The 23,511-nt window shown below is 68.4% G+C and carries 29 protein-coding genes; 15 read left to right on the top strand and 14 right to left on the bottom strand.

Features of this window, described 5'->3' with window-relative positions:
• The first annotated feature begins 36 nt into the window (after nucleotides 1-36).
• Nucleotides 37-1,248 (top strand): glycoside hydrolase family 76 protein, encoded by a 1,212-nt coding sequence (locus ACFVBH_RS01990; RefSeq protein ID WP_378998918.1) that lies wholly within the window; start codon nucleotides 37-39, stop codon nucleotides 1,246-1,248.
• Between the two features lie 191 nt (nucleotides 1,249-1,439).
• Here the strand turns inward: ACFVBH_RS01990 and ACFVBH_RS01985 are convergent, their stop codons facing one another.
• The 3 genes from ACFVBH_RS01985 to ACFVBH_RS01975 all read right to left on the bottom strand — a co-directional run bounded on the left by ACFVBH_RS01985 (nucleotide 1,440) and on the right by ACFVBH_RS01975 (nucleotide 4,143).
• A complete protein-coding gene (locus tag ACFVBH_RS01985) occupies nucleotides 1,440-1,946 on the bottom strand; it encodes a hypothetical protein (protein WP_378998915.1) in 507 nt (168 codons plus the stop codon).
• An 83-nt stretch (nucleotides 1,947-2,029) separates the two neighbouring features.
• Complete coding sequence (locus ACFVBH_RS01980) at nucleotides 2,030-3,166, bottom strand: LLM class flavin-dependent oxidoreductase (protein WP_354985368.1); 1,137 nt, start codon at nucleotides 3,164-3,166, stop codon at nucleotides 2,030-2,032.
• Between the two features lie 146 nt (nucleotides 3,167-3,312).
• Nucleotides 3,313-4,143 (bottom strand): class I SAM-dependent methyltransferase, encoded by an 831-nt coding sequence (locus ACFVBH_RS01975; RefSeq protein ID WP_378998912.1) that lies wholly within the window; start codon nucleotides 4,141-4,143, stop codon nucleotides 3,313-3,315.
• Between the two features lie 131 nt (nucleotides 4,144-4,274).
• On the opposite strand from ACFVBH_RS01975, the gene ACFVBH_RS01970 reads away from it, so the two are divergent.
• A complete protein-coding gene (locus ACFVBH_RS01970) occupies nucleotides 4,275-4,577 on the top strand; it encodes a hypothetical protein (RefSeq protein WP_378998910.1) in 303 nt (100 codons plus the stop codon).
• A gap of 34 nt (nucleotides 4,578-4,611) precedes the next feature.
• Here ACFVBH_RS01970 and ACFVBH_RS01965 read toward each other — a convergent pair whose 3' ends face one another.
• The gene (locus ACFVBH_RS01965; protein ID WP_378998908.1) at nucleotides 4,612-5,124 is read right to left on the bottom strand and encodes a DinB family protein; all 513 of its coding nucleotides are present in this window, start codon (nucleotides 5,122-5,124) and stop codon (nucleotides 4,612-4,614) included.
• 112 nt (nucleotides 5,125-5,236) lie between these two features.
• Here ACFVBH_RS01965 and ACFVBH_RS01960 point away from each other — a divergent pair, with 112 nt between their 5' ends.
• A complete protein-coding gene (locus ACFVBH_RS01960) occupies nucleotides 5,237-5,482 on the top strand; it encodes a CsbD family protein (RefSeq protein WP_354985372.1) in 246 nt (81 codons plus the stop codon).
• A 61-nt stretch (nucleotides 5,483-5,543) separates the two neighbouring features.
• Here ACFVBH_RS01960 and ACFVBH_RS01955 read toward each other — a convergent pair whose 3' ends face one another.
• The 3 genes from ACFVBH_RS01955 to ACFVBH_RS01945 all read right to left on the bottom strand — a co-directional run bounded on the left by ACFVBH_RS01955 (nucleotide 5,544) and on the right by ACFVBH_RS01945 (nucleotide 7,712).
• Nucleotides 5,544-5,879, bottom strand: coding sequence for an STAS domain-containing protein (locus ACFVBH_RS01955; RefSeq protein ID WP_354985373.1), 336 nt, complete (start codon nucleotides 5,877-5,879; stop codon nucleotides 5,544-5,546).
• A gap of 289 nt (nucleotides 5,880-6,168) precedes the next feature.
• A complete protein-coding gene (locus ACFVBH_RS01950) occupies nucleotides 6,169-6,810 on the bottom strand; it encodes an SMI1/KNR4 family protein (protein ID WP_378998907.1) in 642 nt (213 codons plus the stop codon).
• Between the two features lie 89 nt (nucleotides 6,811-6,899).
• Nucleotides 6,900-7,712, bottom strand: coding sequence for a TIGR02452 family protein (locus ACFVBH_RS01945; protein ID WP_378998906.1), 813 nt, complete (start codon nucleotides 7,710-7,712; stop codon nucleotides 6,900-6,902).
• A gap of 163 nt (nucleotides 7,713-7,875) precedes the next feature.
• Here ACFVBH_RS01945 and ACFVBH_RS01940 point away from each other — a divergent pair, with 163 nt between their 5' ends.
• Entirely contained in the window at nucleotides 7,876-8,265 is a 390-nt protein-coding gene (locus ACFVBH_RS01940; protein WP_378998904.1) for a hypothetical protein, read from the top strand.
• 42 nt (nucleotides 8,266-8,307) lie between these two features.
• Here the strand turns inward: ACFVBH_RS01940 and ACFVBH_RS01935 are convergent, their stop codons facing one another.
• Nucleotides 8,308-8,835, bottom strand: a complete 528-nt coding sequence (locus ACFVBH_RS01935) for an AAA family ATPase (protein WP_378998902.1) — start codon at nucleotides 8,833-8,835, stop codon at nucleotides 8,308-8,310.
• 36 nt (nucleotides 8,836-8,871) lie between these two features.
• Between ACFVBH_RS01935 and ACFVBH_RS01930 the strand changes: the two genes are divergently transcribed.
• Entirely contained in the window at nucleotides 8,872-9,090 is a 219-nt protein-coding gene (locus tag ACFVBH_RS01930; protein WP_378998900.1) for a hypothetical protein, read from the top strand.
• 89 nt (nucleotides 9,091-9,179) lie between these two features.
• Here ACFVBH_RS01930 and ACFVBH_RS01925 read toward each other — a convergent pair whose 3' ends face one another.
• Entirely contained in the window at nucleotides 9,180-9,980 is an 801-nt protein-coding gene (locus tag ACFVBH_RS01925; protein ID WP_378998898.1) for a hypothetical protein, read from the bottom strand.
• Nucleotides 9,981-10,219: 239 nt separating this feature from the next.
• Here ACFVBH_RS01925 and ACFVBH_RS01920 point away from each other — a divergent pair, with 239 nt between their 5' ends.
• The 3 genes from ACFVBH_RS01920 (at nucleotide 10,220) to ACFVBH_RS01910 (ending at nucleotide 14,755) form a co-directional block, all read left to right on the top strand.
• The gene (locus ACFVBH_RS01920; protein ID WP_378998896.1) at nucleotides 10,220-10,771 is read left to right on the top strand and encodes a hypothetical protein; all 552 of its coding nucleotides are present in this window, start codon (nucleotides 10,220-10,222) and stop codon (nucleotides 10,769-10,771) included.
• An 82-nt stretch (nucleotides 10,772-10,853) separates the two neighbouring features.
• Nucleotides 10,854-11,996, top strand: a complete 1,143-nt coding sequence (locus tag ACFVBH_RS01915; protein WP_378998894.1) for a protein kinase family protein — start codon at nucleotides 10,854-10,856, stop codon at nucleotides 11,994-11,996.
• A gap of 74 nt (nucleotides 11,997-12,070) precedes the next feature.
• The gene (locus ACFVBH_RS01910; RefSeq protein ID WP_378998892.1) at nucleotides 12,071-14,755 is read left to right on the top strand and encodes a DUF4132 domain-containing protein; all 2,685 of its coding nucleotides are present in this window, start codon (nucleotides 12,071-12,073) and stop codon (nucleotides 14,753-14,755) included.
• 71 nt (nucleotides 14,756-14,826) lie between these two features.
• Here ACFVBH_RS01910 and ACFVBH_RS01905 read toward each other — a convergent pair whose 3' ends face one another.
• Nucleotides 14,827-15,201, bottom strand: a complete 375-nt coding sequence (locus tag ACFVBH_RS01905) for an SHOCT domain-containing protein (RefSeq protein WP_378998890.1) — start codon at nucleotides 15,199-15,201, stop codon at nucleotides 14,827-14,829.
• Nucleotides 15,202-15,554: 353 nt separating this feature from the next.
• Here ACFVBH_RS01905 and ACFVBH_RS01900 point away from each other — a divergent pair, with 353 nt between their 5' ends.
• Nucleotides 15,555-15,731, top strand: a complete 177-nt coding sequence (locus ACFVBH_RS01900) for a hypothetical protein (protein WP_354985384.1) — start codon at nucleotides 15,555-15,557, stop codon at nucleotides 15,729-15,731.
• A 106-nt stretch (nucleotides 15,732-15,837) separates the two neighbouring features.
• Here ACFVBH_RS01900 and ACFVBH_RS01895 read toward each other — a convergent pair whose 3' ends face one another.
• On the bottom strand, nucleotides 15,838-16,248 hold the full coding sequence (locus ACFVBH_RS01895; protein WP_378998888.1) for a hypothetical protein: 411 nt from the start codon (nucleotides 16,246-16,248) through the stop codon (nucleotides 15,838-15,840).
• Nucleotides 16,249-16,595: 347 nt separating this feature from the next.
• Here ACFVBH_RS01895 and ACFVBH_RS01890 point away from each other — a divergent pair, with 347 nt between their 5' ends.
• The 3 genes from ACFVBH_RS01890 (at nucleotide 16,596) to ACFVBH_RS01880 (ending at nucleotide 18,518) form a co-directional block, all read left to right on the top strand.
• Nucleotides 16,596-17,360: a DUF5753 domain-containing protein gene (locus ACFVBH_RS01890; RefSeq protein ID WP_378998885.1), complete on the top strand. Its 765-nt coding sequence runs from the start codon at nucleotides 16,596-16,598 to the stop codon at nucleotides 17,358-17,360.
• Nucleotides 17,357-17,560 carry a DUF397 domain-containing protein gene (locus ACFVBH_RS01885; RefSeq protein ID WP_378998883.1) on the top strand — a complete coding sequence of 68 codons (204 nt, stop codon included), beginning with the start codon at nucleotides 17,357-17,359 and terminating at the stop codon, nucleotides 17,558-17,560. Before ACFVBH_RS01890 ends, ACFVBH_RS01885 begins: the two co-directional genes overlap by 4 nt.
• Before the next feature lie 271 nt (nucleotides 17,561-17,831).
• On the top strand, nucleotides 17,832-18,518 hold the full coding sequence (locus ACFVBH_RS01880; protein WP_378998881.1) for a hypothetical protein: 687 nt from the start codon (nucleotides 17,832-17,834) through the stop codon (nucleotides 18,516-18,518).
• 52 nt (nucleotides 18,519-18,570) lie between these two features.
• On the opposite strand, the gene ACFVBH_RS01875 is transcribed toward ACFVBH_RS01880, so the two are convergent.
• Genes ACFVBH_RS01875 through ACFVBH_RS01865 form a run of 3 tightly spaced genes read right to left on the bottom strand, consistent with a single transcriptional unit; the run spans nucleotide 18,571 to nucleotide 21,403 of the window.
• Nucleotides 18,571-19,332, bottom strand: a complete 762-nt coding sequence (locus ACFVBH_RS01875; protein WP_378998878.1) for an ABC transporter ATP-binding protein — start codon at nucleotides 19,330-19,332, stop codon at nucleotides 18,571-18,573.
• Nucleotides 19,329-20,354 (bottom strand): FecCD family ABC transporter permease, encoded by a 1,026-nt coding sequence (locus ACFVBH_RS01870; protein ID WP_378998876.1) that lies wholly within the window; start codon nucleotides 20,352-20,354, stop codon nucleotides 19,329-19,331. Before ACFVBH_RS01870 ends, ACFVBH_RS01875 begins: the two co-directional genes overlap by 4 nt.
• Nucleotides 20,351-21,403, bottom strand: coding sequence for an ABC transporter substrate-binding protein (locus ACFVBH_RS01865; protein ID WP_378998874.1), 1,053 nt, complete (start codon nucleotides 21,401-21,403; stop codon nucleotides 20,351-20,353). The genes ACFVBH_RS01870 and ACFVBH_RS01865 overlap by 4 nt, the downstream gene beginning before the upstream one ends.
• A gap of 266 nt (nucleotides 21,404-21,669) precedes the next feature.
• Between ACFVBH_RS01865 and ACFVBH_RS01860 the strand changes: the two genes are divergently transcribed.
• From ACFVBH_RS01860 to ACFVBH_RS01850, 3 genes are all read left to right on the top strand, one after another.
• Entirely contained in the window at nucleotides 21,670-22,761 is a 1,092-nt protein-coding gene (locus tag ACFVBH_RS01860) for an alpha/beta fold hydrolase (protein WP_378998872.1), read from the top strand.
• A gap of 47 nt (nucleotides 22,762-22,808) precedes the next feature.
• Nucleotides 22,809-22,973 (top strand): hypothetical protein, encoded by a 165-nt coding sequence (locus ACFVBH_RS01855; RefSeq protein WP_354985393.1) that lies wholly within the window; start codon nucleotides 22,809-22,811, stop codon nucleotides 22,971-22,973.
• Between the two features lie 161 nt (nucleotides 22,974-23,134).
• Nucleotides 23,135-23,479 (top strand): hypothetical protein, encoded by a 345-nt coding sequence (locus ACFVBH_RS01850; protein ID WP_354985394.1) that lies wholly within the window; start codon nucleotides 23,135-23,137, stop codon nucleotides 23,477-23,479.
• The last annotated feature ends 32 nt before the right edge of the window (nucleotides 23,480-23,511 follow it).

The raw sequence follows: 23,511 nt of genomic DNA, 5'->3' as shown, positions 1-23,511 counted from the left end.
TCGGCGATCGTTTCTCTGGCAGAGGGGTCCGCACGGATGGATTGCCGGAACACCCGTCTCAGCCGCCGCCGTGTGCTGATCGCGGCCGGATCCGCGATCACCGCCGCCGCGGTGACCAGGCCGGCCCCGACCGGGCGGATCACGCGTGATGTGAGTCCGTACGCCGCCGGTGCCGAGGCGAGTTGGGAGCGGGCCGATCTGGCCGAACAGGCGATCGTGGAGCGCCACGTGCGTGCGCTCTGGGGACAGCAGGGCATGCGGCTCGGGAAGCTGGTGTGGCCGTCGTCGGTGGCGAACCTGTCGTTCGTGAAGTGGTGCTACTGGTGGCAGGCGCACCTGCTCGACTGCGCGATCGACGCGGCCCACCGCGCCCGCGGCGCCGACCGGCTCGACCGGGTGGCCGCGATCGCCTCCGGTATCCGGGCCCGCAATCTCGGCGTCTGGACGAACCGCTACTACGACGATATGGGCTGGCTGGCAATCACACTCGAACGCGCCGATCGCCTGCTCGGTCTCCGTTTCGGCGACGCCCTCGGCGACCTGCGCACGGCCCTGCTCGACGGCTGGAACCCGGCGGTCGGCGCGGTGCCCTGGCGGGTCGGCGACGACTACTACAACACGCCCGCGATCGGCCCGACCGGCATAGCCTTCGCACGGCTCGGCGAGGTACCGCGCGCCGGGCAGCTCGCGGATTTCCTGCACACCCGGCTACGGGATCCCGGCACGAATCTGATCCTCGACGGTGTCCACGAGCCCGGCGGCGAGGTGAATCGCGCGACCCTGACCTATTGCCAGGGTGTGGCGATCGGTCTGGAAACGGAATTGTTCACGCGCACGGGCGAATCGAAGCATGCGCGCCGGGCGATGGACCTTGTCGCCGCGACTGCCGCGGGCCTCACCGCCGACGGGGTGATCGTCGCGGAAGACGGCGACGACTCGGGCTTGTTCATGGGCGTCCTGGCCCGCTATCTGTCCGAAGCCGCACTGTCCCTGCGCGATCCCGCCGCCGCGAAAATAGTCCACGACTCCGCCCGCGCCGCCTGGACCAACCGCGCCGAGGTGGACGGCCTCCCCCTGTTCGGCACGAACTGGTCCCTCCCGGTGACGCCGTCCGGCCTCCCACGCGCCGCCCAGCTCCTGATGCCCCCCTGGCCGCCCTCCGACAACCTGAGCCCCGACCTGTCGGTCCAACTGAGCGCCTGGATGCTCTTGGAGGCGGACCACCGCCTGACCGCCGCCGGTCTCTGACCGGACCGGGCGCCACCCGCTGACCGGCGCGCAGACCGAGGGCTCCCCGAACGTGCGCGAGCCCCATTCTTCGAAGGGTTCGCAGGTGACCGATCCGAGGTCGGAAGAGCTTGCGGTCGGCCCGCGGCCGGTCCCGGCTCATCACCGAGAAGCTCGCTGTCCTCCCCGCCGCGTGCGCTGAATCCCGCCGGTTATTCCCCGGTCCATATCGTTCCGGCGCGATCCCGGCCGGACACCCATTCCTTTCCGAAGAACCACACGAGCCCCGTCCCGGCCGCGGCTAGCTCGAGCGCGATCACCTCACCGAGTACCGCCCCCATGGACAGGGAATCGGAGGCCGACATCTCGATGTGGATGACCTGCCGCACCCCGGCTAGATGGTCACGAATCGTGTCCGGCCCGGGCCCGACAGCGTCGTCCAGCACCTCGTCCAAGATCTCCGAAATCTCCTCGGTGACAGCGGAACCGGCGGATATCCGGAGTGGCCGGCCGGACTCTTGCCAGTGCACCTCGACAACCTCGCCGTCGTCGACGCGCAGAGTGACCTCCGCCGAATCCGCTGCGGCCGTAGCCGATTCGTCATCGTCGTAGAAACCCTCGGCCAGGGTCGGCAGGTCGGCCTCCTCGATCCAGCGGCGGATCGCGTCCCCGTCGAGCCGAATCGGTTGGCGGCAGTACACGCTGATCCACTCGGCCACCGCCACACCTTAGATCGTGGCGCGCCCGGATTCGCGCGGTGCGAACGTCGTTCCGGCTATCCGGTGGTGTCCCGCGGCGGTGATCAAGCCACCGCCAACGGGCCGGGCCGCCGCTTCTTCAGCGAGCTGATCAGGCGGCGTTGTTCCCGGACCCCGGCGGCTGCCAGTTTCGGTTTCACCGCGGAAGCGAAGGCGTAGAACAGAATGTGGTTCAGGCCCGCGTCGAGATAGGGGGTCAGCCAGCGTTCGACGTCGGCGGCGGTGCCGGAGGGCATCAGGGCCCGTACCAACTCCGGGGTTACGTGTTTGCTGTATTCGGCGAACTGCTCGCCTTCGAAGACGGCCGGGTCCACGCTCGCGTAGCCGGGGTTGTCCGCGCCGAGGGGATGGGTCGCGCCGGCCGCGGTCCAGCTCGGGCCGGGCATGGCCAGGGCCATGGCCTGGATGAAGGGGGCGTTGCAGAGCTCGTCCAGGGTTCGCTGGTCGGGGGCCAGGAGCGGGGCCAGCAGGACGCTGCGGTGCAGGGTTTCCGGATCGCGGCCGGAGTCCAGGGCGCCGCGGGCGAAGTGGTTCGCGGCGGTGTGCCAGGAGGTCGTGGTGTCGTTGAGGATGAACATCCAGCCGTCGCCGTGCTCGCCGGCGATTCGGCTGGCGCGCGGGCCCTGCGCGGCGACCCACACCGGGGGAGTCGTGCCGTTCAGCGGCGGCAGCCCGAATCTGGCCTCGTGCCAGTCGTGGAACGGCCCCTGGTGGGTGAGCAGCTCGTCCGGGGAGGACCAGGCGGCGCGGAGCGCGATCAGGGCGTCGGCGAGGCGGCCGGCGCGAGGTTCGAGCGTCAAGCCGTACGGGACGGTGTTCTCGAACTCGCCGGACCCGATGCCCAGCACCACCTTGCCGCGCGAGACGTGATGCAGCGACATCCACGCCCGCGCGAGGTCCGCCGGACTCCGCCGCACCACGTCGGTGACGGCGACGCCCATCATCGGACCGCGTGGCCGAGCCCAACGGGCAAGCGCCACGGTCGGATCCAGATAGGCGTCCAGCGAAGTGACGTAGCGCGCCATCGGCGAGAACCGAACATTCCACGCGGCTGCGGGAAAAGCCGATTTGGTGTGGTCCGAGAACCACACGTCGTCGACGCCCAGCACCCGAGCCGTCCGCATGTTCATCTTGATCGCCCACACGGGTGCGACCGGCTCGATCAAGGACCCGATCCGCACCCGGTCGCCTTGCGGCCGAACCTTATAGGGACTTTCACGCCGGACCATAGCCACCCCCGGGAGGAATTCCTGATCGATTTATAGCAAGGGGCCGGGCCTGCTGACCTGCGATCGCGGGAACGGTGCGTTGCGGGCCGACGTGTCGGCTACCTGCGCGCGTCGGGCAGGTGTGACGGCTGGAGCGGACGGCGCGCCCACGCGCGGACGGTGGGCGGGGCGTAGAACCGGCGTCGCTCGTCGCCGAGTTCGGCCCGCGCCGCCGCGACCGTCCCGGGCGAGACACCGAGACCGGTCAAACTCTCGTGCGTCTGCGCCCAGGTGAGATTCCACATGCGTGCCATCGGCGAGCCCCCGCGGAACATCGGAATCTGTGCTTCGGCGCCGACATCGGCGAGTCCGAGCGCCTCCAGTCGCACCGGCAGGTTCCGCGCCCACGACTGATTCGCGCCCGCGATTTCGGTCGAGCGTGCGAAGGCTCGCCAGACCTCCCCGAATGCTCCCGGCATCTGGTCGAGTACGCCCATGCCGTCGCCTTCTTCGAGCAGGAGAATGCCGCCCGGCGCCAGTGCACGCGTCAGCCGCTCCATGACGATGTCCCGGTCGGCGATGTGCAGCAGCACGAAACGCGTATGCACGAAGTCGAATTCGCGTTCGGGCAGCTCGCCGGTGACCAGGTCCAGTCGCGCCACCTCGCCGCCGAGGTCCGGGATATCGGCGAGATGGCACGGGTCGGCATCCACGGCGAGCACCCGCCCGCCCGGCAGCACGGTCCGGCACAGCCACCGCGCGAAGGATCCGCCGCCGGCCCCGGCCTCGAGGCAGCGCCATCCCGCGCGCACTCCCAGCCGTTGCGCGAGCGCGATGCTTTCCGGGTCGTACGCCGCACCGAGCAGGGCGAGGCGTTCCGCGGCGAAATCCCATCCGTTGGGCAGGGTGTAGTGCGGATCTTCCCGGGACGAACTTGGTGACGAGTTCATGTGCCGACGCTATGCCCGCCGTGCGGTAGCGAACAGCGGATCTGCCCGCGCATTCGGGTCCGGGTGAGCGAATCCACACCGTGTGAACGTGTTTCGATCGCGGTTCCGGCCACGTCGGTACGCTCGTGGCCATGGGTGGGGATCTGCTGTTGCTGTTCGCCATGGTCGGGCCGGTGGTCCTGCTCGGGTGGGCGGCCGTGCGGGCGAAGCGCCGGGGGCTGGGGGGATCGTTCGTCGGGCCGTTCCAGGAGATGTTCGATCCGGGTGCGGCGCGTGCGCAGATCGTCATCGAGGAGATGGCCGAAGCGCCGGATCCCGCGGACTCCGGTGATCCGGACGATGATGACGGGCTGCCGAACATCGTGGTGTACAAGGGAGTTCGGCTCTACATCAACCCGGACAAGGTTCGGCGGCGCGACCGGCGCGCCGAGTGAGCGTGTGCCTTCTCGACGTGCCGGGCGTGCCGATCTAATCCCCGGTCCGGCCGTCGATGCGCTCGCGGAGGAGATCGGCGTGGCCGTTGTGGCGGGCGTACTCCTGGATCATGTGGACGAGAATCCAGCGCAGGCTGTAGCGCTCGCCGGTCGGTTCGTGTGCACCGAAGGAGTCGAGGGATTCGCACGCGTCGGTGATCCGGCGCGAGTTGTCACATGCGCTGTGCCACAACCGGAGTGACTCGTCGACGTCGGCGGTCTCCACCTGGAAATCGCTGCCGTCGGGGGCGTCGTTCCGCCAATGTGCGAACGGGACGTCGTCACCGGCCAGAATGCGGCCGAACCAGCCCTGTTCGACGTCGGTGAGATGGCGGACGAGTCCGATCAGCGACAGTTGCGACGGTTCCACCGCGCGCAGCCGGAGTTGTTCCGCGGTGAGTCCGGAACACTTGCGGCCCAGCGTCTCTCGGTGAAAATCCAGCATGCCGACCAGTGTTTCGCGTTCACCGGTGAGCCCGTGCTCTTGGTTCTGCCGTGTTTGCTCCACCCGTTCATAGTGCCAACGGCCGGGGTGATCTCGGTTACAGCGCCGATTGAACCGAACTCGCCGAGGTACGTCGCAGTTGTCCATGCGAAGCGAGATTTTCGGAGGTACAGCGATGTCCGAGCACAAGAGCGGTCCCCTCGAAGGCGTCGAAGGGGTCGTCGAAGGCGTCAAGGGCAAGGCCAAGGAGGTGGCGGGTGCGATCGTCGGAAACGACGAGTTGCGCCGCGAAGGCAGTGCCCAGCAGGACAAGGCCGAGTCGCAGCGTGACGTGGCCAAGAAGGAAGCCGAGGCCGAGAAGGCTCGGGCGGAGGCCGCGGTCGACGAGCAGCGGCAGCAGGCGTATCAGCAGGGCCAGTAGCGCCTGCTGAGAGTTCTATCCGGGACCGGATGCCCTCGGGGCGTCCGGTCCCGTCGTCGTTTCAGGCCACCCGCATCGCGAGGCGGGGCACGAACTCGGCCCAGCCTTCGGCGGGGAAGGCCCGGTTCACCACCTCGAGCAGGTGCAGCGGTTGCCGTCGCAGGCCGGTGACGCGCAGTGTGCGGTGCGTGGAACAACAGAACCGGCGCTGCTGGTCGAGTAGCTGCAGGCCGCGAACGCTCATGAATCCGACCTCGCTGAGGTCCCAGGTCACGTCGGTGATTCGCGAGGGCAGCCCGGCGGTGGCGTCGAGCAGTTCGGGCAGGGTGTGCAGGTCGATCTCTCCGTGCGGGGTGACCGTGACGGTGTTGCCGTGGAAAGTGCGGATGATCTGCATGTCGGGCGCCCCCTTCTGGGGGGTTGTGAGCCCAAAGACGCTGGGGCGGCGTGCGCTCCAGCAACGATGGAAAGAGCCGGGTGCCCCTGAGGGAGGCGATTCCCGAATCTGTAGTGAGTCGGACCGCCCGTTGTCTCGAGCGTCCCGGTCACTCTCTCGTCCGCTCAGTATGTCACGACTGCCGATCGATCGTCGGAGGCGTGGGATAGCGGCGGCAGTCCGCATGTGGTTCGCGAGCCGCTTGGAGACGAATAGCGTTCTGACAGTGCGTGTTACAAGTGGAAGGCGGTCATCGGTGACCGAGTGGGCGGTCGCCGGAGTTCCGAGCTGGACGCACCTGGCGGCCTCCGCCGCCGGGGTACAGCGTCAGGTAGTAGCCGCCGCTGTCACGAGTGCCGCGGTTGTTGTGCTCCATGAGCCGGATCTGGGCATCCACGTAGCCGGTGAATGTCGGCGAGACCTGCGTGTCCTGGTCCGGCTTGCCGTCGCTCCAGCGCAGGACAGGGCCGTCGAACCCGCCGGTCGCACGCAGGTAGTCGAATGTGTAGCCCTGGTGGGTGAGGATGACGGCCGCATCCGGCGGCAAGCGCCACGCGCCGCCGGCGTCCTCGACTATCTCGCGGGCGTCCTCGCGCAGTCGGTCGAAGCCGCTGATACCCGCGCGGTCGCTGCCGCGGAACAGGTCACCGCAGTGCTCGCCCATCCGGAGCAGATACTGCCGGAAGATCTCGGGGAACCGCGCTCCGATCCGGAGCTCGACGGCCTCGAGTTCGGATTCGCCGCAGCCGCCGAAGGTGGTGAGGCGGGCGCGATGGCTGTCGATCAGCTCCTGCGGGGTGTCGAGGAACACGTAGCCGGGGTTGTCCGCGAGTGTGACGAGTCGCGACTTCCAGGCTGTGACAATCGATTCGGCGTCCCCCGGCGAGCTCATGGCCTCGATCGTGGCATGCCCGGCCGGGAGGACGCCATCCGTAATCCTGGGTCGCCGAATGTGTTCGGTCGCGATTCCAGCTGTGGACGCTAACGCGCCGCGAAGGCCGTTCGGAAGGCGGTGCGGGTGGTCTCGCCCGGCGTCCGGTCGAGGATCGCGAAGGTGATTTCCTCGAAGTGCCCACTGAATCGCGCGGTCAGCAGTTCGTGAAAGACCCCGGCCACTACGCCCGGGTCGTTGCCGTAGGCGCCGCAGCCCCACGCGCCCAGTACCAGGCGCCGGTACCCGGCGGCGGCTTCGAGAATGCGCTCGGCGCGGGTAGCCAGCACCGCAGGTACTCGATGGACCTCGTCGGCTCGGTCCCGCGCGATCACGTTGGTCCGGGGTGCGGGGGAGGTGAGGAATCCGACCTCGAACGGGGTGTCGAGCAAGGTCCCGGTGTCGTCGCGGAAGACGGGCACGGCGGGGGACAGGATCACGCGGTCGCTGTAGAACGGGTCCGGGTTGGCACGGTGGTACGCGTAGTACTCCGGGACGGCCAGGAGCGTGGTGTAGAGCGCCGAGGCCCGGCACAGGGCTTCCTCCTGTGTGCGGGCGCCGGCGAGGTAGTGGCCGCCGGGATTTCGCGCCGACGCGAAGTTCAGAACGGCGACGGGCTCGACGCCGGAGTCGACCATCCGCCGGGCCGCGGCGAGGCTGCTTTCACCGGTCACGGCGATGACGGTTGTGGCGTCGCCGCGGATGTCGATCGCGACCGGTTCGGGGCCGAACATCCTGGTGCCCTGCACGGCGGCGTCCACCCGCGCTGCCAACGCGACAGCATCCCCGCCGGCCGTCACGTACCCGCCCGCCGCGATGATCCGTTCGTTCTCGGCTGCAATGGCTTCCAGGTCTTCGGTCATGCGCGCAATGCTCTCATCATCGCCACGAAGGGCTGGGGGGCACACTGCCGGTATCGCCGATCGGCATCGCGCTCGCGACCCCCTCGAAGCCGTTTACCATCAGCATGTTCGGAGGGGAACTCGTCGTCGAGAGACGGAATAGTCATGCGGGGTGGGGCATTACATGAAGATCCGTGGATGGTATGTGCTGATTGCGGTCGTCCCACTCGTTCTCCTCGGGGTGTACATCCGACAGCACGAATTCCTGTGCAGCCATGTGTCGTACGGTCAGCTGCCTGCACCGGAACCACTGGCCACGGACGGTTCCACGATCCGTGTTGGTGAGCTGCGCAGCGTGAACCTCGGCCACGGCAGGGCGATCGACTCCGACTATCGACTGGCCGGCGTAGCGGACGTCCTGGAACAAACCGGGACCTCCTTCGTGTGGACCGACCGCTGCCTCCTGCGTCCCAGCGAGGGCCTGAGGTTCGTCATCGTCCGCGGTCAACGTCCGGGAACGGTGACGATCTCCCCACTGGGGTATCCCCTGACGCTGCACGTCGTCGCGGACTGACCTACCGGCCGCCGGCAAAACCGGTGCGGCGGCAGCCTCTAGCTACCTGATCAGGGAGCGGACGGTATCGACTCGATCGGCGAGGGGTCCGGTCAACTCGACCACCGGGATGTCCGCGAGCAGTTGCAGCGGGTCGGCGTAGACCAGCTCCAGCAGCGCGTCGTTGACCGCCCGCCGAAGCCCCGGCATCTCCGCAGCCGGGAGCAGTGTCTCGGTCTCGGGAGAGATTGGCACGATCACCAGCAAATCCAGTGTGCCCAAAGCGGTTTGGATCGCGGCGGTATCGGTGATCGCCTCGACGTCGAGCCCGGTCGCCGCGAGATATGCCAGAAAATCAACCGGCGTCCGGTCGAAAACGGACCCGTCCGCCCCGGTGGTCAGCAACTCGATGGACCGGTTGAGCTGAGCCCGGTAGTCGGCGCGCGACGGCGGCCACTCGAACTCGTACCCGTCCTCTTCGAGCAACACATAGGGCTCTTCAACCGGCGTGAGTTCACCGAAGCGCGAACACAGTTCGTGCACCAACGTAGTTTTCCCGGTCCCGTGCGGTCCGGAAACCCCGATACGCATTCGACTCCTTCAATTCGAGTGTGGTGATGTTTACCGATGTTCAGCGAACGCGCGACCCCTCGCGAGCTGTGGGCCCGAATGTCGCCGGAGGCCCGGTCCGAGTTCGACGACCTGCTCACCCGTGGTGCGGAGGTTCAGGCGGTTGCCGCGCTGCGGCGCCATGTCGGCGAACCCTGCCCGCAGCTACGCGACTGTATCGATTTGCTCGTCGAGCGCGCGGACGAGCTGGGCCACCGGCTCGGCGAGCGAACCTAACCCCCTGCTGGATCGTAACGGTGAATCCGGGGCGCGGCGGTTGTCGGGACCGGTGCGGTGCCTGCACCGAGACGCTGTGCCACGTCCATTCACCGGGGCGGCGCGTAGAGAATGATCTCATCGTATTCGATGCGGTCCAGCCCGAAACCTGTGAGCCAGATCTGCAGCAGCGGTGTGTACGGGTTGGGCAGTTCTTTGAATGGATATCCCGAAAACTGCTCGCCCGCAGGTATTTCGAGCCCGAGCTCGGCCGCCCGCTCCCAGCACGCATGGTTGCGCACCTCGTCGTACCTGTTTACGTACGGTTGTTTGCACCGATCCGGACGCAGGGACGCGGGCACGAGCTGCTCGGAACTGGAAAGCTCGTCGTCGAAATGTCGCAGGATCCGGTGGAACTGGGCCTCCACCGAATACGGAATTCCCGTCAGGTACGCGCCCTTTCGATGATGTGCGCGGTTTCCCACCCGCCAGACCAGACGATCGATCGACCCGAGTCCCCAGGGCCGCAGTCGGGCGACGACCTCCCACGCGTGAATTTCGGCCTCCCGCGCCGCATCGATCGAACTACCCAGCGTGAGTACGTGACGGCGACTCGGCCTGGGTATGTACGAGCCATCGGGGTTGTCGCCGGTTCCCCCGCAGTCGCCGCACGTCCAGGCGTCCTCCTCCCAATAGCCATCCGAGTCACGTCCGCCCTCCACGCCTCGGCCCGCACAGGCACGGCAGGGATCGGCGTGCAGGAAGCGACGGCGCGGGTCCTCGCTGCCGAACAGGCTGCGCATCGCCGAGGTCGCATTCCGGTGCCGCAACAGTGCAAGTCGTGCAGCCGCTCGCGACCGCCGAGGCGGCTGCAGCAATTCGTTCGCCAACCGCTCGTAGTCGATCTTCATGGCTTTACCGAAGCACACCGGTCGAATGCGCACCGGCAAAGTCTGCGCACCCGCTTTGCGCCACTGCTGAATCCGTGATGGGTCGGTGTGTCGGGGGAATCGAATCCTATGGTTTCTTTGCGATACCCGAGTGGATTGATCGCTGGTCAGGGGAGTTTCGGCGAACCGGCCGGGCGCGGCCGGTAGCCGAATAAGACGCCCCCGTTCCGGCCCGTTTCCCGCTCTGTCATCATCCTCGAATGAAATCGAGAATCTCGAAAGTCGCGGCGTTTGTCGGCGTCGCGACCCTGGCCCTGGGGCTCAGTGGGTGTAGCGCGGACCAGGAATCGTCGGCGGAGGCCGCCACCAGCACCTCGGCCGCCGCGGCCGCGCCGCTCGACTACGCCACCCTGCTCATCAAGGCGAGCGACATCGACGCCGGGTGGACCGTGCGGAACACCAGCCCGGAGCAGAACGGTGTCACCGGAATCTTCGGAAACAGCGAGGGCACCGAGAAGATCACCTCCGCCGTTATCGTGCGGGCGAACGCGGACGACGCCGCGGCGGCCGTCGCGGCGGCCAAGGACGAAATGGCGCGGCAGTCCGGGGGCGCGTCGTTCTCGCCCATCGATGTCGGGGCCGGCGGCGGTCTGCTGACCGCGCCCGGCGGGACCACGGTCGTGGCGTTCAGCGAGGGCAAGGCGTTCTCGATCCTGGAATTCAACAGCACGACCGGCGAGCGTGTCCCCGACGAGGTGGCCATCGCCATCGCTGGCAAGCAGGATGCCGCCATCAAAGCGGGATTGAAGTAGCCGCGAAAGAACTTCTCTCGTAGCCGTTCTCGCCGATGTCATCGAGGGGCGCGAACGGCTCATGGCCTGGCATGCTGCACACATGGCAACCCTCGGACAGCACGCGCCGGCCGACGATGCCGATGACCCGGAGCTCATCGAGTACGCCGACGGCCACGTCCCTCTCACGTCCCGGATGCGGACCCACGCCGCCGTAACCGCGGCGCTCGCGGAGTACAGCGACCGCGCGTTGCTGGAGCTCGTGGACGGTGCCGCGCCGCTCGGGGCCGGGATCGGCGGGACCTCCGTGCTGGTGGAGGTGGCGGGGCAGCCCGTCTTCGTGAAGCGGGTGGCGCTCGGCGACCTGGAACGGCAGCACGACAACGTCCGATCGACGGCGAACGTGTTCGGGCTGCCGCAGTTCTACCACTACGGGGTTGGCCTCGTAGGGGGTGCGGGGTTCGGGGCGTGGCGTGAACTCGCCGTGCACCGCCTGACGACCGACTGGGTGATTGCCGGTGAGTACCAAGGGTTTCCGCTCATGTATCACTGGCGGGTATTGCCGGCCGAGGGTGCGTTGCCGGACGAACTCGCCGACATCGACCGGGTGGTCGGGTACTGGGGCGGCACACAGGAGATACGCCGCCGGATCGAGGCGGTGCGCGACTCCTCGGCGAGTATCGCGCTGTTTCTGGAATACATTCCGCAGACCCTGCATCGATGGCTGAACGATCGGTTCGCGGCGGGCGCGCAAGCCGCCGACCGGGCCTGCGCCATGGTGGAACGGGAGTTGGCCGCGGGGGTCGCGTTCATGAACAGCCGCGGGGTGCTGCACCTCGACGCGCATTTCCACAACATCCTGACCGACGGCCACCGCCTCTACTTCGGTGACTACGGCCTCGCGCTCTCGAGCGGGTTCGACCTCGCGCCGGAGGAATCCGCGTTCTTCGACCGGAACCAGAGCTACGACCGCGCTTTCAGCGTCACCTACCTGGTGAACTGGCTGCTCACAACCCTGTACGGGCTCGAGCCCGGGGACCGCGAAGCACGCGCGACGATGGTGCGCGCCATCGCGGCCGGCACACCGCCGCGGAACGTCACCGCGCAGGCCGCCGCGCTGCTCACCCGGCACGCGCCGGTCGCCGCCGCGATGTCCGAGTTCATGCTGGCGTTCCAGCGGGAGAGCCGGACGGTGCCCTATCCGGATGATCCGATCCGCCGACTGCTGGACCACGACGCCTCGTGAGGCCGCGGTAGTCGCGGGCTGTCGGCGGTCGCCGCTACAGTCGCCGCGACCAACGCTTCACGATTCGGGGGATCATGTCCGACACCACAACGAGTTTCGATGCCGCACCGACCGCGGAACAGGGCTGGGGCCTGCCCGCTCGATGGGTGGGCCGCGGTGTGCCTACCCGCGGTGTGACGCCGCCACGAGAGGTGCGGGCTCCGCGGTCGGCAGGGACGTACAGCGATCTGGTTGCGGCACACCGGGATCAGCTCGTGGAGATCCTCGCTGAAACCGCGGCCCGAGGGGAGCCGGGTTTGGCCGCGGCCGCCCGCGCGGCGCTGGAGGATCAGGCGAGTTGTACTCCACTCGGTGCGGCGGCGCTGGCGCATGCGCTGGTGCGCGCTGCCAAAAAGCCCAACAACGCCGCGGAGACCTGGATGGCGGAGCGGGGTTTCGGTTTCGCCGCCGAGGCCGCCGTATGGCACCTGTCGTTGACGGTGACCTGGTCCTACGAGTGGACACAGCGGCGGCACATCACCTGGCTGCACCACCAGCATCCCGGCTCGCCCCCGTCCACCGGTCCGAGTGATCACCTGCAATCGGTGCGTGAACACCTGGCGGTGCTGCCGGAGCAGGAGTATCGCGCGGTCGTGACGCGGCTGGCCGCGCTGCGAGCCACGCCGGGCGGCTCGATATTCCAGCAGGCCACCTCCTACCTGGCGCCCACCGAGGCGGAATGGACGGCCGAGGACCTGGCCGCCGCCACCGGCGAGGAGGTGAACCCGCACCGGTTCGCCCATCTCGCTGCATCGGTCACGACCATCGCGGAGTTCGAGGCGCTGCTCGGCGCGCTGGGTGACAGCTTCTTCTGGCGCTTCGGATCGGACTACCTCGCGGTCGCGCTGCATCGGTTCGGCCCCGACGTCGCACCCGTTCTCGAGCGACTGCTGCGCCGCGGCATCTACAACCCGCGGACCGCCGCCCAGGTCGCGGAAATCTTGGCCGAGTTCCCCACCGACGCGTCGCTCGCCGCGGCCTTCACCCAGATCGGGAACGAACACGCCACCGGGACACTGATTTCGGCGATTCGACGGGTTCCGCACCGTGCGCTGCCGCTGCTCGTTCCGCTCGCCACCGGGTCGTCGCTGGCACGGCATCTGCTGCGCACCCTCGCGCACGCCGAGCCGGAATTGGCAGCGCAGGTGCCGCCGATCGCCGCCTACAGCGGCAGCGGGCATGTGCGGCAGGGGCTCCCGGCGGAGTTGCCCGCCGTGCTGCGAGACCCGCCGTGGCGGCAGCCGAACTCCGGCGCCGGCAAGCCCCCGAGGGAGCCGAAATGGCTGGTGCCGGAGACACTTCCGGCGGTCTACCTCCGCGACTCGGACGCCGTCCTGCCGGTCGAGGCACTCGGCGACCTCTGCCGCCTGCTCGTGAAATACGGGACCGACGGCGACCCCTCCGATATCGCACAGGTGAAAGCGGCGGCCCGTCCCGAAGCACTGGCCGAATTCGCCTGGGGCATATTCGAACTCTGGCAGCTCGCCGGCTTCCCGGCCAAGAACCCGTGGGTGTTGCGGGCCCTGGCCGTGCTCGGTGACGACGAGACGGTGCGGCGGCTGACCCCGATGATCAACGTGTGGCCGGGGCAGTCGGCGCACGCGCGGGCCGTGGCCGGGCTCGACGTGCTGACCGAGATCGGCACCGACACCGCGCTCATGCGGCTGAACGGCATCGCCGAGAAGGCGAAGTTCAAGGGACTCAAGGCAAACGCCCGCGGCAAGGTCGCCCTGGTGGCCGCCGCCCGCGGGCTGACGGCGGACGAGCTGGCCGACCTGCTGATACCGGATTTCGGCCTGAACGCCGACGGTGGCCTGGTGCTCGACTACGGGCCGCGCGGATTCGTGGTCGGTTTCGACGAACAGCTGAAGCCGGTCGTCCACGACGCGAAGCGGGACGACACCGGAGCCTGGCGGGCGCTCGCCGTGCGCAAGTCGCTGCCCAAGCCGGGCGCCAAGGACGATCCCGAGCTGGCTCCGGCCGCGCACAAGCGGTTCGCGGACCTGAAGAAGGCGGTCAAAACAGCGGCGGGCGACCAGATTCGGCGGTTCGAACGAGCCATGGTCACCGGCCGCCGCTGGACGGCCGCCGATCATCGCAAGCTCTTCGTCGACCATCCGCTGATCCGGCACATCGCCCGCCGCCTGGTGTGGGTGATCACCGATGCCAACGACACCGTCCTCGGCTCGTTCCGGATCGCCGAAGACCGCACCTTCGCCGATACCGAGGACAACCCGATCACCCTGCCGGACACCGTCACCGTCGGCATCGCACATCCCCTGCACGTGCCCGCCGGTCTCGGCGCGTGGGCCGAGCTGTTCGCCGATTACGAGCTGCTGCAACCGTTTCCGCAGTTGCAACGGGAAACCTACGCGCTCGCGGACGCCGATCGCGCGGTCGGCGTTCTCCCCGGCTTCGCGGGCATCACGGTTCCCACCGGCAGGCTGCTCGGCCTGATCCAAGCCGACTGGGAACGCGGTCCGGCGCTCGACAACGGCGTGTGGGACGAACTGTTCCGCGACCTCGGCGACGATCGCACGGTGGTGATCGATCTGAGCCCGGGCGTCCCGATCGGGAGCGTGGGCTTGTTCGCCGAGCAGACGATCACGGTCCGGCTGACCGCCCGGCGGCGGGCGAGCGGCGCGCCCGCGCGCCTGTCCGGGAACGCGGCGGCGGTCGCCGAATCGGAGCTGTTGCGCCAGCTGCATTCGCTCGGCTGAGTCGACCCCGGCGGCCTGCGCCCGGGCGCGCGGATGAGAATCTCCGCCGCCCGGGCACGGCGGGCCAGCCGTCAAGCCAGCGCTTTGGCCTTCAGCTGATCGAACTCCTGCTGGTTGATCGTGCCCTCGGCCAGCAGGCGCTGGGCGTCGGCTATCTGTGCGGCCGGATTCGTGCCCGCGCTCTGGCGGATGTACCTCTGCTGGGTGTTCTGCCACTGCTCGGCCTGTTGCGCGGATCGCTCCTGCATACCGCTGCCGCGGGTGATCAGGTAGACCAGCGCCGTCAGCATGGGAAGGAAGATCAGGAATATGACCCACACGGCTTTGACCCAGCCCGAGGTCTGCCGATCACGGAACAGATCCCCGATGATGTAGAACAGCAGCAGCAGATACGCGACGAACGCGAAGCTCACGATAATGAGCCACAACACTTCCCAGAACGACATTGCGCACCTCGTTGCCTCGGTCGGAAGACCGCCCCGAAACGGCGGCTGCCCAGCACACTAGGGATCCGCGCGAACTCGACCATCACCCTCTTCGGATGAGATGCGCCGCTCGCGACCGCCGAAAACCGCACCCGGCGGGCAGCGCGTGGTTCGTCGCCGCGCCGGCGACCGGTTACATCTGCGGGGTTGATGTGCACCGGCCGCGTCGATGCCACCATCGGCGTCGTCTCATCCGGAACGGGTGAGGTGCGGAAAAGTCGCCCGGTGGATTCGCTGCGGTCCCGGCGGCCGGCGGGCATGCTGTGGCGGTAGCCCGGCGGTCGGTGCGGGTGCGGAAGTGTAGGAGTTCGACTGTGGGTAGCGGTAACGACGAGCAGCACACCGAGGTCCGGGTCGTGGGCTTTCAGCTGAATACGAAGAACCTCACCCGCGCGGTGGTGACCTCGGAAGGCGAGGGGCATCGGACCGTGGTGCGAGTGCCGCTGCTCGGCCTGCTGCGCCGAATTCTGTCGGCCGGGCCGACCGAGTAGGAAGTCGGCGTCGCACGGTGCACGCGGCTCGCCGGCCACGCGAGTGCGCGAGCTTCCCGCGCCGGAAAGAAGATCGTGTCCCCGTGAGTCGAATTCGCGAGCGGGACTATCTCGTGTCCGGATGTTCGGTACTGGCCAGTCGGATTCTGCACAGCGGCAGAAAAGGATTCTGGCGAGTGAAGACTATTCGAGACGGGGATTCGTCGGGAACCATTGTCGCGATGAGGTAGCGCTGCCCGCACTGAAGGGTGATCTCGGTCGCGGTGACCGTCGCTATTTTAATGCGGGACAATACGATTCCGCGCGTTTGGGAGAGTTCGACCACCATGGAACCGGGTCGAACCCACGGCGGAAGCCGGGTGGTGACATCGGCCAGGACCGCCTTGGCCTGGGCTTTTCTGGGGCAGGTGGTGGTGGCGCAGGCGCTGTGCAGCGTCAGTTCGACACCGGCGCGGGCCGGCGTGATTTGCGAGTCGGGGAGCTTCTCGTGGTCGGATTGCGCGTGGTGAACGCTCATGCTTACTCCGAGTCGAATGGCAGCGGGAAGTAACACCGGAGGGTGAGTGCCGAGCGAAGTGAATGTGCTCCGCCGCTTGCGATTACATTCTCCGGACCGGTCTATTACACACCCGAATTCCGTATCCTGGAGCTGCCAGCGCGGTGTTTCTCCGGGATACGCTCGACGCCCGGGAGGGAGCACCCCGACACGGAGCATTCCCGGATAGCGAGGCTAACGACATGGCCGGCTCCACTCTCCCGCGACGGGCCCTCGGTCGCATACTGCACGACCTTCGGAAAGCTGCCGGAAAAGGGCAATTGCCGGCGGGATTGGCAATCGAGGTGTCGCCCCAGGTAATAGGCCGCATGGAGGACGGTATTGCCGTCAAGGTGAGCACCCTGCAATACAGGGAGCTACTTTCCTTCTACGGCGCGGACCAGGCCACGGCTGACACCGTGCTGGGCTTGATTCGGGAAGTCAAGGCCGCCAAGGGAGATCCCAAGGGCGGCTGGTGGCGCGCCTACAGCGACTTGGTTGCCAGCCATTTCGACCACTACATGAGCCTGGAGGAGGCGTGCGATCGTTCGACCACCTTTCAGGCGGTCCTGCTCCCCGGGCTTCTGCAAACAGCCGCCTATCGGCGGGCGATCACGTTGACAGCGGATCCGGACATGTCTGCGGTCGATGTCGAGCGACGGATCGAACTTGCCGCGCGACGGCGGGTGAAGGTCGAGGCCGGAGGAGATTTCGAGATGAACGTGTTGTTGTCCGAGTCGGTGCTGCGGCACCGGATCGGCGGTCCGGCGGTCATGGCGGAACAACTGCACCATCTCGCGGAGGTCGGACGCCTGCCCGGGGTGTCGATACGTGTTGTGCCGGAGTCTGCGGGCAGCTATCTGGGCCTGGTCGTCGGTCCCTTCACGCTGTTCGAATTTCCCCGGCTCCCACACAGCCGCATGCACGAACCGCCCGTGGTCTTCGTCGAGTGCTACGAAGGGGCGCTGTTCCACGAGGATGCCGACATGGTCGAGCGATATCGGCGCGCGGTACGGGAGTGTGAACGCGTAGCGTTGGATCAGGGGGACACCAGGCAACTGATCCTGGCCTACGCGAAGGAGTTTGCAGCGTGAGCGACGTCCGGGCCGGTGCCGCGTGGTTCAAGAGCAGCTACAGTCGGCCCAACAGCGATTGTGTTGAGGCTGTGCATCTTTCGAACGGCGCGGTCGGCGTCCGAGATTCCAAGAACCCCGCCGGGCCCGCCCTCCTGTTCGAGGGTGCTGCCTGGGATGAGTTTCTCGCCGACGTGCGCGGCGGGGCGTTCGACCGCTAACGGCCGGCGCGGGTGGGTGTTCGCGCCTCGTGCGTTCCCCTCTACCGCACGAGGCGGGCCCCGTCCGAGGTCAGGCAGACACACTCGGACGGGGCTTCCACCCTGTCGGTCCCGGGGCGTCTGGGGCCGACAACGGGAAACTCTATGCTCGCCGATAGCTGGAAGACCATGCTCTGTTGTGCCTCCGATGCTGACATCCCGTGCCTGCTCGGTCGCTCGGTTGTCGGCACGCTGCGCTAACGTTGCCCGCGTCGGCATCTCGGGAGGGGTAGTGAGCAGGGCAGTGGAACAGACATTCGTGGTCGGAATCGATTCGGCGACAGCGCGAGCGGGGGACCGCGACACGATCGGCGGCTGGCCGGTGCTGGACGCCGGGCAGCCGGTGCCCGAATGTGACTGCGGCGCAACCATGGCGCTGTACTTCCAGCTCGAGGTGCCCGCCGAGGTGCCGCATTTCGGCGGGGATCAACTGCTGGTGTTCCAGTGCCCGGTGGACAGCGACGCCTCGCTCGATCCCGAACCGCAACTGCCCGAACGCTATTGGGACACCCCGACCGGCAATCAACCCCGGTTCTGGCGGATCCTGCTCCAGCGGGCGGGAACTGTCGCCGCCACCCGAGATCCGCACTTCGCGCCCCGCAGGTTATCGCTGCGCCCGGCCATCGATCGGGAACCCGATCCCCGCTACAGCGGCCCGCTCCAGGGTTTCAAGGTCGGCGGCACGCCCTACTGGGTGCAGGACGCACCGGAGGTCCGCTGCGCGTGCGGATCGGACATGACCTTCCTGTGTCAGGTCACCGAGGATTTCCCGTTTCGGAAGTATCTGGACCCGGACCGCGACGGCACCGTCGACTGCGATGGCGTCGAGGATGGGCTGCTACTGGGCAATCAGGTCTACATCCTGGCCTGTCCCGCCCATTGCGACCCGGCCGCGGTGGTCCCGATCTGCCAGAACTGAGCGGGCGGCCCGTCGGAGTCGAGCGGGGAGTACCGCTGTCGCACAGCGGTACTCACCCGCGCAGGAACCGCACCGAGGTGTTGCCCTCGCCGGTCACCTCCACCGTGCACCGCACGTGATACACCTCCGCGATGAGCTGTTCGGTGAGCACCTCGGCGGGCGAGCCGGTCGCCACCACCTGCCCCTGATTCAGCACGACCAGCACATCGCAGAACATGGCGGCGAGGTTCAGATCGTGCAGCGCCAGGATCGCCGTCACCGGCAGTTCCCTTACCAGGGTGAGAATTTCGAGCTGGTGGGCGATGTCCAGGTGATTCGTCGGCTCGTCGAGCAGTAGTTCGCGCGGCTCCTGGGCCAGCGCGCTCGCGATCAGAGCCCGCTGGCGTTCACCGCCGGAGAGGGTGTGCCAGCGTTGGGCCGCGCGCTGTGCCAGGCCCGCAGCCTCGAGAGCGTGGTCGATCGCCGCTTGATCGGCGGCCGGGTCGCCGCCGAACACCCCGCGATGCGGAATCCGCCCGAGCCGCACCACATCCAGCACGGTCAGGTCCAGGTCGGTGTCCGCGTGCTGACCGACCAGCGCGATGCGCCGGGCCACCTGCCGCCGCCGAATCCCGTGCAGTTCATCGTCATCGAGCAGAACTCGGCCCGCGTCGGGGCGATCCAGCCCGGCGAGCAACCGCAGCAGCGAGGACTTGCCCGAGCCGTTGGGGCCGAGCAGGCCCACCGTCGATCCGGGCTTCGGATCCAGGGTCACCCCGTCCAGCACCAGTCTGCCCGACCTGGTCCAGGACACCTCGAGCGCGCGCAAGGTCATGTGAGCTGCCTGCGCCGCCGAGCCAGCAGCACCGCGAACGCGGGGACGCCGAGCAGCGCGGTCACCACGCCGACCGGTACCTCCCGGGCCCCGAAGAGGCTGCGCGCCAGCGTATCCGCCCACACCATGAACACAGCGCCGGTCAGGATGGTCACCGGGAGCAGCCGGGCGTGACCCGGGCCCACCAGCAGGCGCGCGACGTGCGGCAGCACCAGGCCGACGAATCCGATGGCGCCGGCGGCGCTGACCAGGGTCGCGGTCACCACGGCGGTGATCAGCAGCAACACCACGCGGGTGCGCCCGACCGCGACGCCGAGCCCGGCGGCCGCGTCGGGCCCGAAGGCGAAGGCGTCCAGGGTGGGCGCGAACCACAGGCACAGCACGCACCCGGCGCCGACCACGATCGCGCAGATCGTCACATCGGCCCAGCTCGCCCCGGCGAGCGAGCCAAGCAGCCAGAACAGGATGCCGCGCGTCTGCTCGGCGTTGGCCGAGGACAGCACCACCAGCGACGTCAGCGCCGAGAACAACTGGGTGCAGGCCACACCGGCCAGGATCACCCGATCGGGGGTGCCGCCCGCGCCGTACGCCAGCGCCAGCATGAGTGCGAAGGACAGCACCGCGCCCAGGAACGCCCCGCCCGACAACGTCAGCGTGCCGGCCCCGACGCCCAGCACCGCGACGAGCACCGCGCCGGTCGACGCGCCCGAGGACACCCCGAGCACGAAGGGATCGGCGAGTGGATTGCGCAGCAGCGATTGCAGAATCGCCCCGCACAGCGCCAGCCCCGCCCCGCACAGCGCCGCCAGCAGTGCCCGGGGGAGTCGCAACTGCCAGACGATCCCGTCGGTCAGCCGGCTCGCGGTCGACTCGCCCAGGCCGAGGTGCTGCCCGATGACCCCGTACACATCGCGCAGCGAAACGTTCGCGGGGCCGATGGAGACCGTCACCGCGATCGAGATGATCAGCAGGACGGCCGACACCGCGCAGATGGGCGCGGCGGCGCGACGGGCGACGGTCAACGCGCCGCGGTCAGACCGGTGGCGAGCTTCTCGATGGCATCGATCTCGCGAATGCCGGGATCGAGTTCGGATCCGGTCATCACGACGTAGCGCTTGTTCCGCACCGCGCGCATCTGCGCGGTGGCCGGATTCGATTCCAGGAACTCGATTTTCGTGGTGAGCGCGTCCCCGTCGATGCGCTTGCGGCTCAGGTCCGCCAGCACCAGCACGTCGGGATCGGCGGCGATCACCGCCTCCCAGCTGATCTCGGGCCAGTCCTCGCGCTGATCGGCGAACACGTTGCGCGCGCCTGTCTCGCGGGCGTACATGCCTGGCGCGGAACAGCATCCGGCGATGTAGGGCGTCTTGATCCCGGAGAACCAGAACGCCACGGTCGGCTCGGGGGCGGTCCCGGTGGCCTTCTTCGCGGCCTCCAGCCGCCCGCGCAACTGCTCGACCAGCTGTGCCCCGCGCTCCTGGACGTCGAAGATCCGCGCGAGTTCGGTGATCTCCTGGAACAGGGTGTCGACCTCGAGCGGTGCTGTGCGCGTGACCGTTTCGCCGTCGACCGTCGCCCCGGTGCAGACCGCGGGGGACTGATAGGTCGGGACGCCGAGCTGGCTGAAGCGCGAGCGCTCGGCCACGACCGCGGGGGTGAAGGTATGCGCGCTGGCCGAGGTCACGAGGTCGGGCTCGGTGCCCAGTACGGCCTCGAGGGACGGGTCGTTGTCGGCCAGGCGGGGGACCCTGGCGTTGTCGGCGGCCAGGTTCGGCAGCACCGGATCGAACCAGGTCGAGGTGCCGACCATCCGATCGGCCAAGCCCAGCGACAGCAGGATCTCGGTCGAGGCTTGATAGAGCGAGACCGCGCGTGCCGGTGCCCGGTCGAAGGTGACATTGACGCCGCAGTTCTCGAGGGTGAACGGGTAAGCGGTGCGGCCCGGCTCGGCCATGCCGGTGCCGAGGGCTTCGGTGGCCTTCGAGGAGTTCCCGCAGGCGCTGAGCCCGGCGACCAGGCAGCCGACCGCCCCGAACACCGACAGCAGCCGCACCGCTCGCGTCGTCTTCATAGCGGGAACCGTACCAATCGGAATTGTCCGGAAATCGCCGCCCATCTGCCGTGTCACCGGGGAAATGAGCTATGGCGGGCGGTCGCGGGCGCGGGCGAGAATCGGTCGAATCGGCGGGTTGTGCTGTCGGAGAAGGGGTTCGACACGGGCGGCCGGGAGTGTGAGGTCGCGCACCTCGGCCCGTCAGGATTTACCTGTTACGCCAAGTCTCGATAAACTCCGGTGAGCTTCCGCCAGCCCGCGGAGCCCAGGCGTGAGGAGAACCGGTGGTCGCCAACGTGGCGGAGTTGCCGCGCGCGGTGCGCAATCTGTGGTCGGCGTCCTTCGGTGGCGGCATCGAGCCGCCCCGCCCGGCCCCGAGCGTGTCGATCGAGTCCCGCCCGCACGCGGACCTGCGCCGCTACGAGATGCCGGACGAGGCCGGCGGGGCGGACCATTCGACGCCGCGCGACATCACCGCACTGCCCCGAGCCACCGATCCGGTGCTGCTGGTGCCTCCGCTGGGCTCGACCCCCGCATGCTTCGATCTGCGCCCGGGGCAGAGCCTGGTCCGGCACCTGATCGAGCACGGCAAACAGCCCTACGTGATCGACTACGGCGAGTTCACCTCCGCGGATCGCAAGCTGGGACTGGAGGATTGGACGCACGACATCGTGCCCGCCGCGGTGCGCCGGGTGGCCGCCGAACACGACGGGCCGGTGCACATCGTCGGATGGTCGCTGGGCGGGGTGCTGGCCATGCTGGCCGCCGCCGCGCAGGCGGATCTGCCGATCGCGTCCATCACCGCGCTCGCGCCCCCGATCGACCAGCGGCACACGGTTTTTCTCGGCCCGATCCGCCAGGCCGGGCGACTCACCGGCGGCCGGGAGATCGCGTGGGCGACCAAGCTCATGGGCGGGATTCCGCAGGAATTCGTGCGCATCGGCTTCCGGATCCAGGCCCTGGATCGTGAGCTGACGCGCCCGCTGTTCCTGGCCCGCAACGCGCACGACGCCGAAGCGCTGGCACGGATGACCGCGGTGGACCGATTCACCGCGTCCATGCCCGGGTACCCGGGCCGCTCGTACTGGCAGATCTACCGCAGTCTGATCCTGCGCAACGAACTCGCCGACGGCGTCATCCGCCTGCGCTCGGACCTCACCGTCGAGCTCGCGAAGCTGACCTGCCCGGTCCTGCTGATCGGCAGCCGCACCGACGTCCTGGTCCCCGCCGCCGGTGTGCGCCGGGGCCTGGACATCCTCACCGGCTCACCCGACGTGCGCTTCGAAGAAGTTACCGGCGGGCACCTCGGCCTGGTGGTCGGCCCCGACGCCGCGACCACCACCTGGCCCGCGATTCTCGAATTCCTCGACCGCTGAACAGTTTTCAACCCATCGATTCCCAACCCCGACGAAGTGGATGAATCATGATCGAGCCCACCACCCTGCTGCTGCCCCTCGGAATCTGGGCCACCCTGCGCGCCGCCGCGGCGCTCGGCGGCGGCGCGGACCTGGACTACCGCCAGCACGAACAGCGCACCGCCTACGCCCAGCGCGAGGTCCGGCGCGATCTGGCCGGCGTCCGCGACTGACGGCCACCGTGCCTGCCCACGCTGACCGGCGGCGAATCCCGCGATTCGGGCAAACGGTGCGCATCCGGAGGGTGTGCCAGCGTGGTGACACCGGTTTGCCGGTGATCGGTGAGAGTGTGCGTGGCATGACGGCTTATCCGACTGAAACGCAATTGCTTTCATTGACGACGGAGGTTGCCGACGCGGTGTCGGATGCGGTGAACGCGCGGGCCGTCGCCGAGTCCGGGGTGGATCTACCTCCGCTGGTGTGGGTGTGGCGGCGCGGGGTGTACTCGCTGCCCTATGCCGAACAGCAGGTGGCCGAGGAGTTCCGCGGCCGGGTCGCGCCGGCCGAGCAGCCCGAATGGACGGACCGCTATCTCACGGCCTGGGCGCGGGCGCTGTGCCTGACCGACTGCACGACCGAGGTCGAGTCGCAGCACGGGCGGCGCACGTTCACGGGGTTCATCGCGGGCTCGCGCATCCGGATCACCGGGCGCACCGAACTCGCCTGCGCACCGGCCTGATTCGCCGCGCGACTGACGCTGTTGCGGCAGTC

Source organism: Nocardia sp. NPDC057668 (genome assembly GCF_042799795.1).
In the GTDB taxonomy this organism is placed as follows: domain Bacteria; phylum Actinomycetota; class Actinomycetes; order Mycobacteriales; family Mycobacteriaceae; genus Nocardia.
The sequence above is the reverse complement of the archived record's forward strand: the minus strand, read 5'-3'. Positions and strand labels throughout refer to the sequence as shown.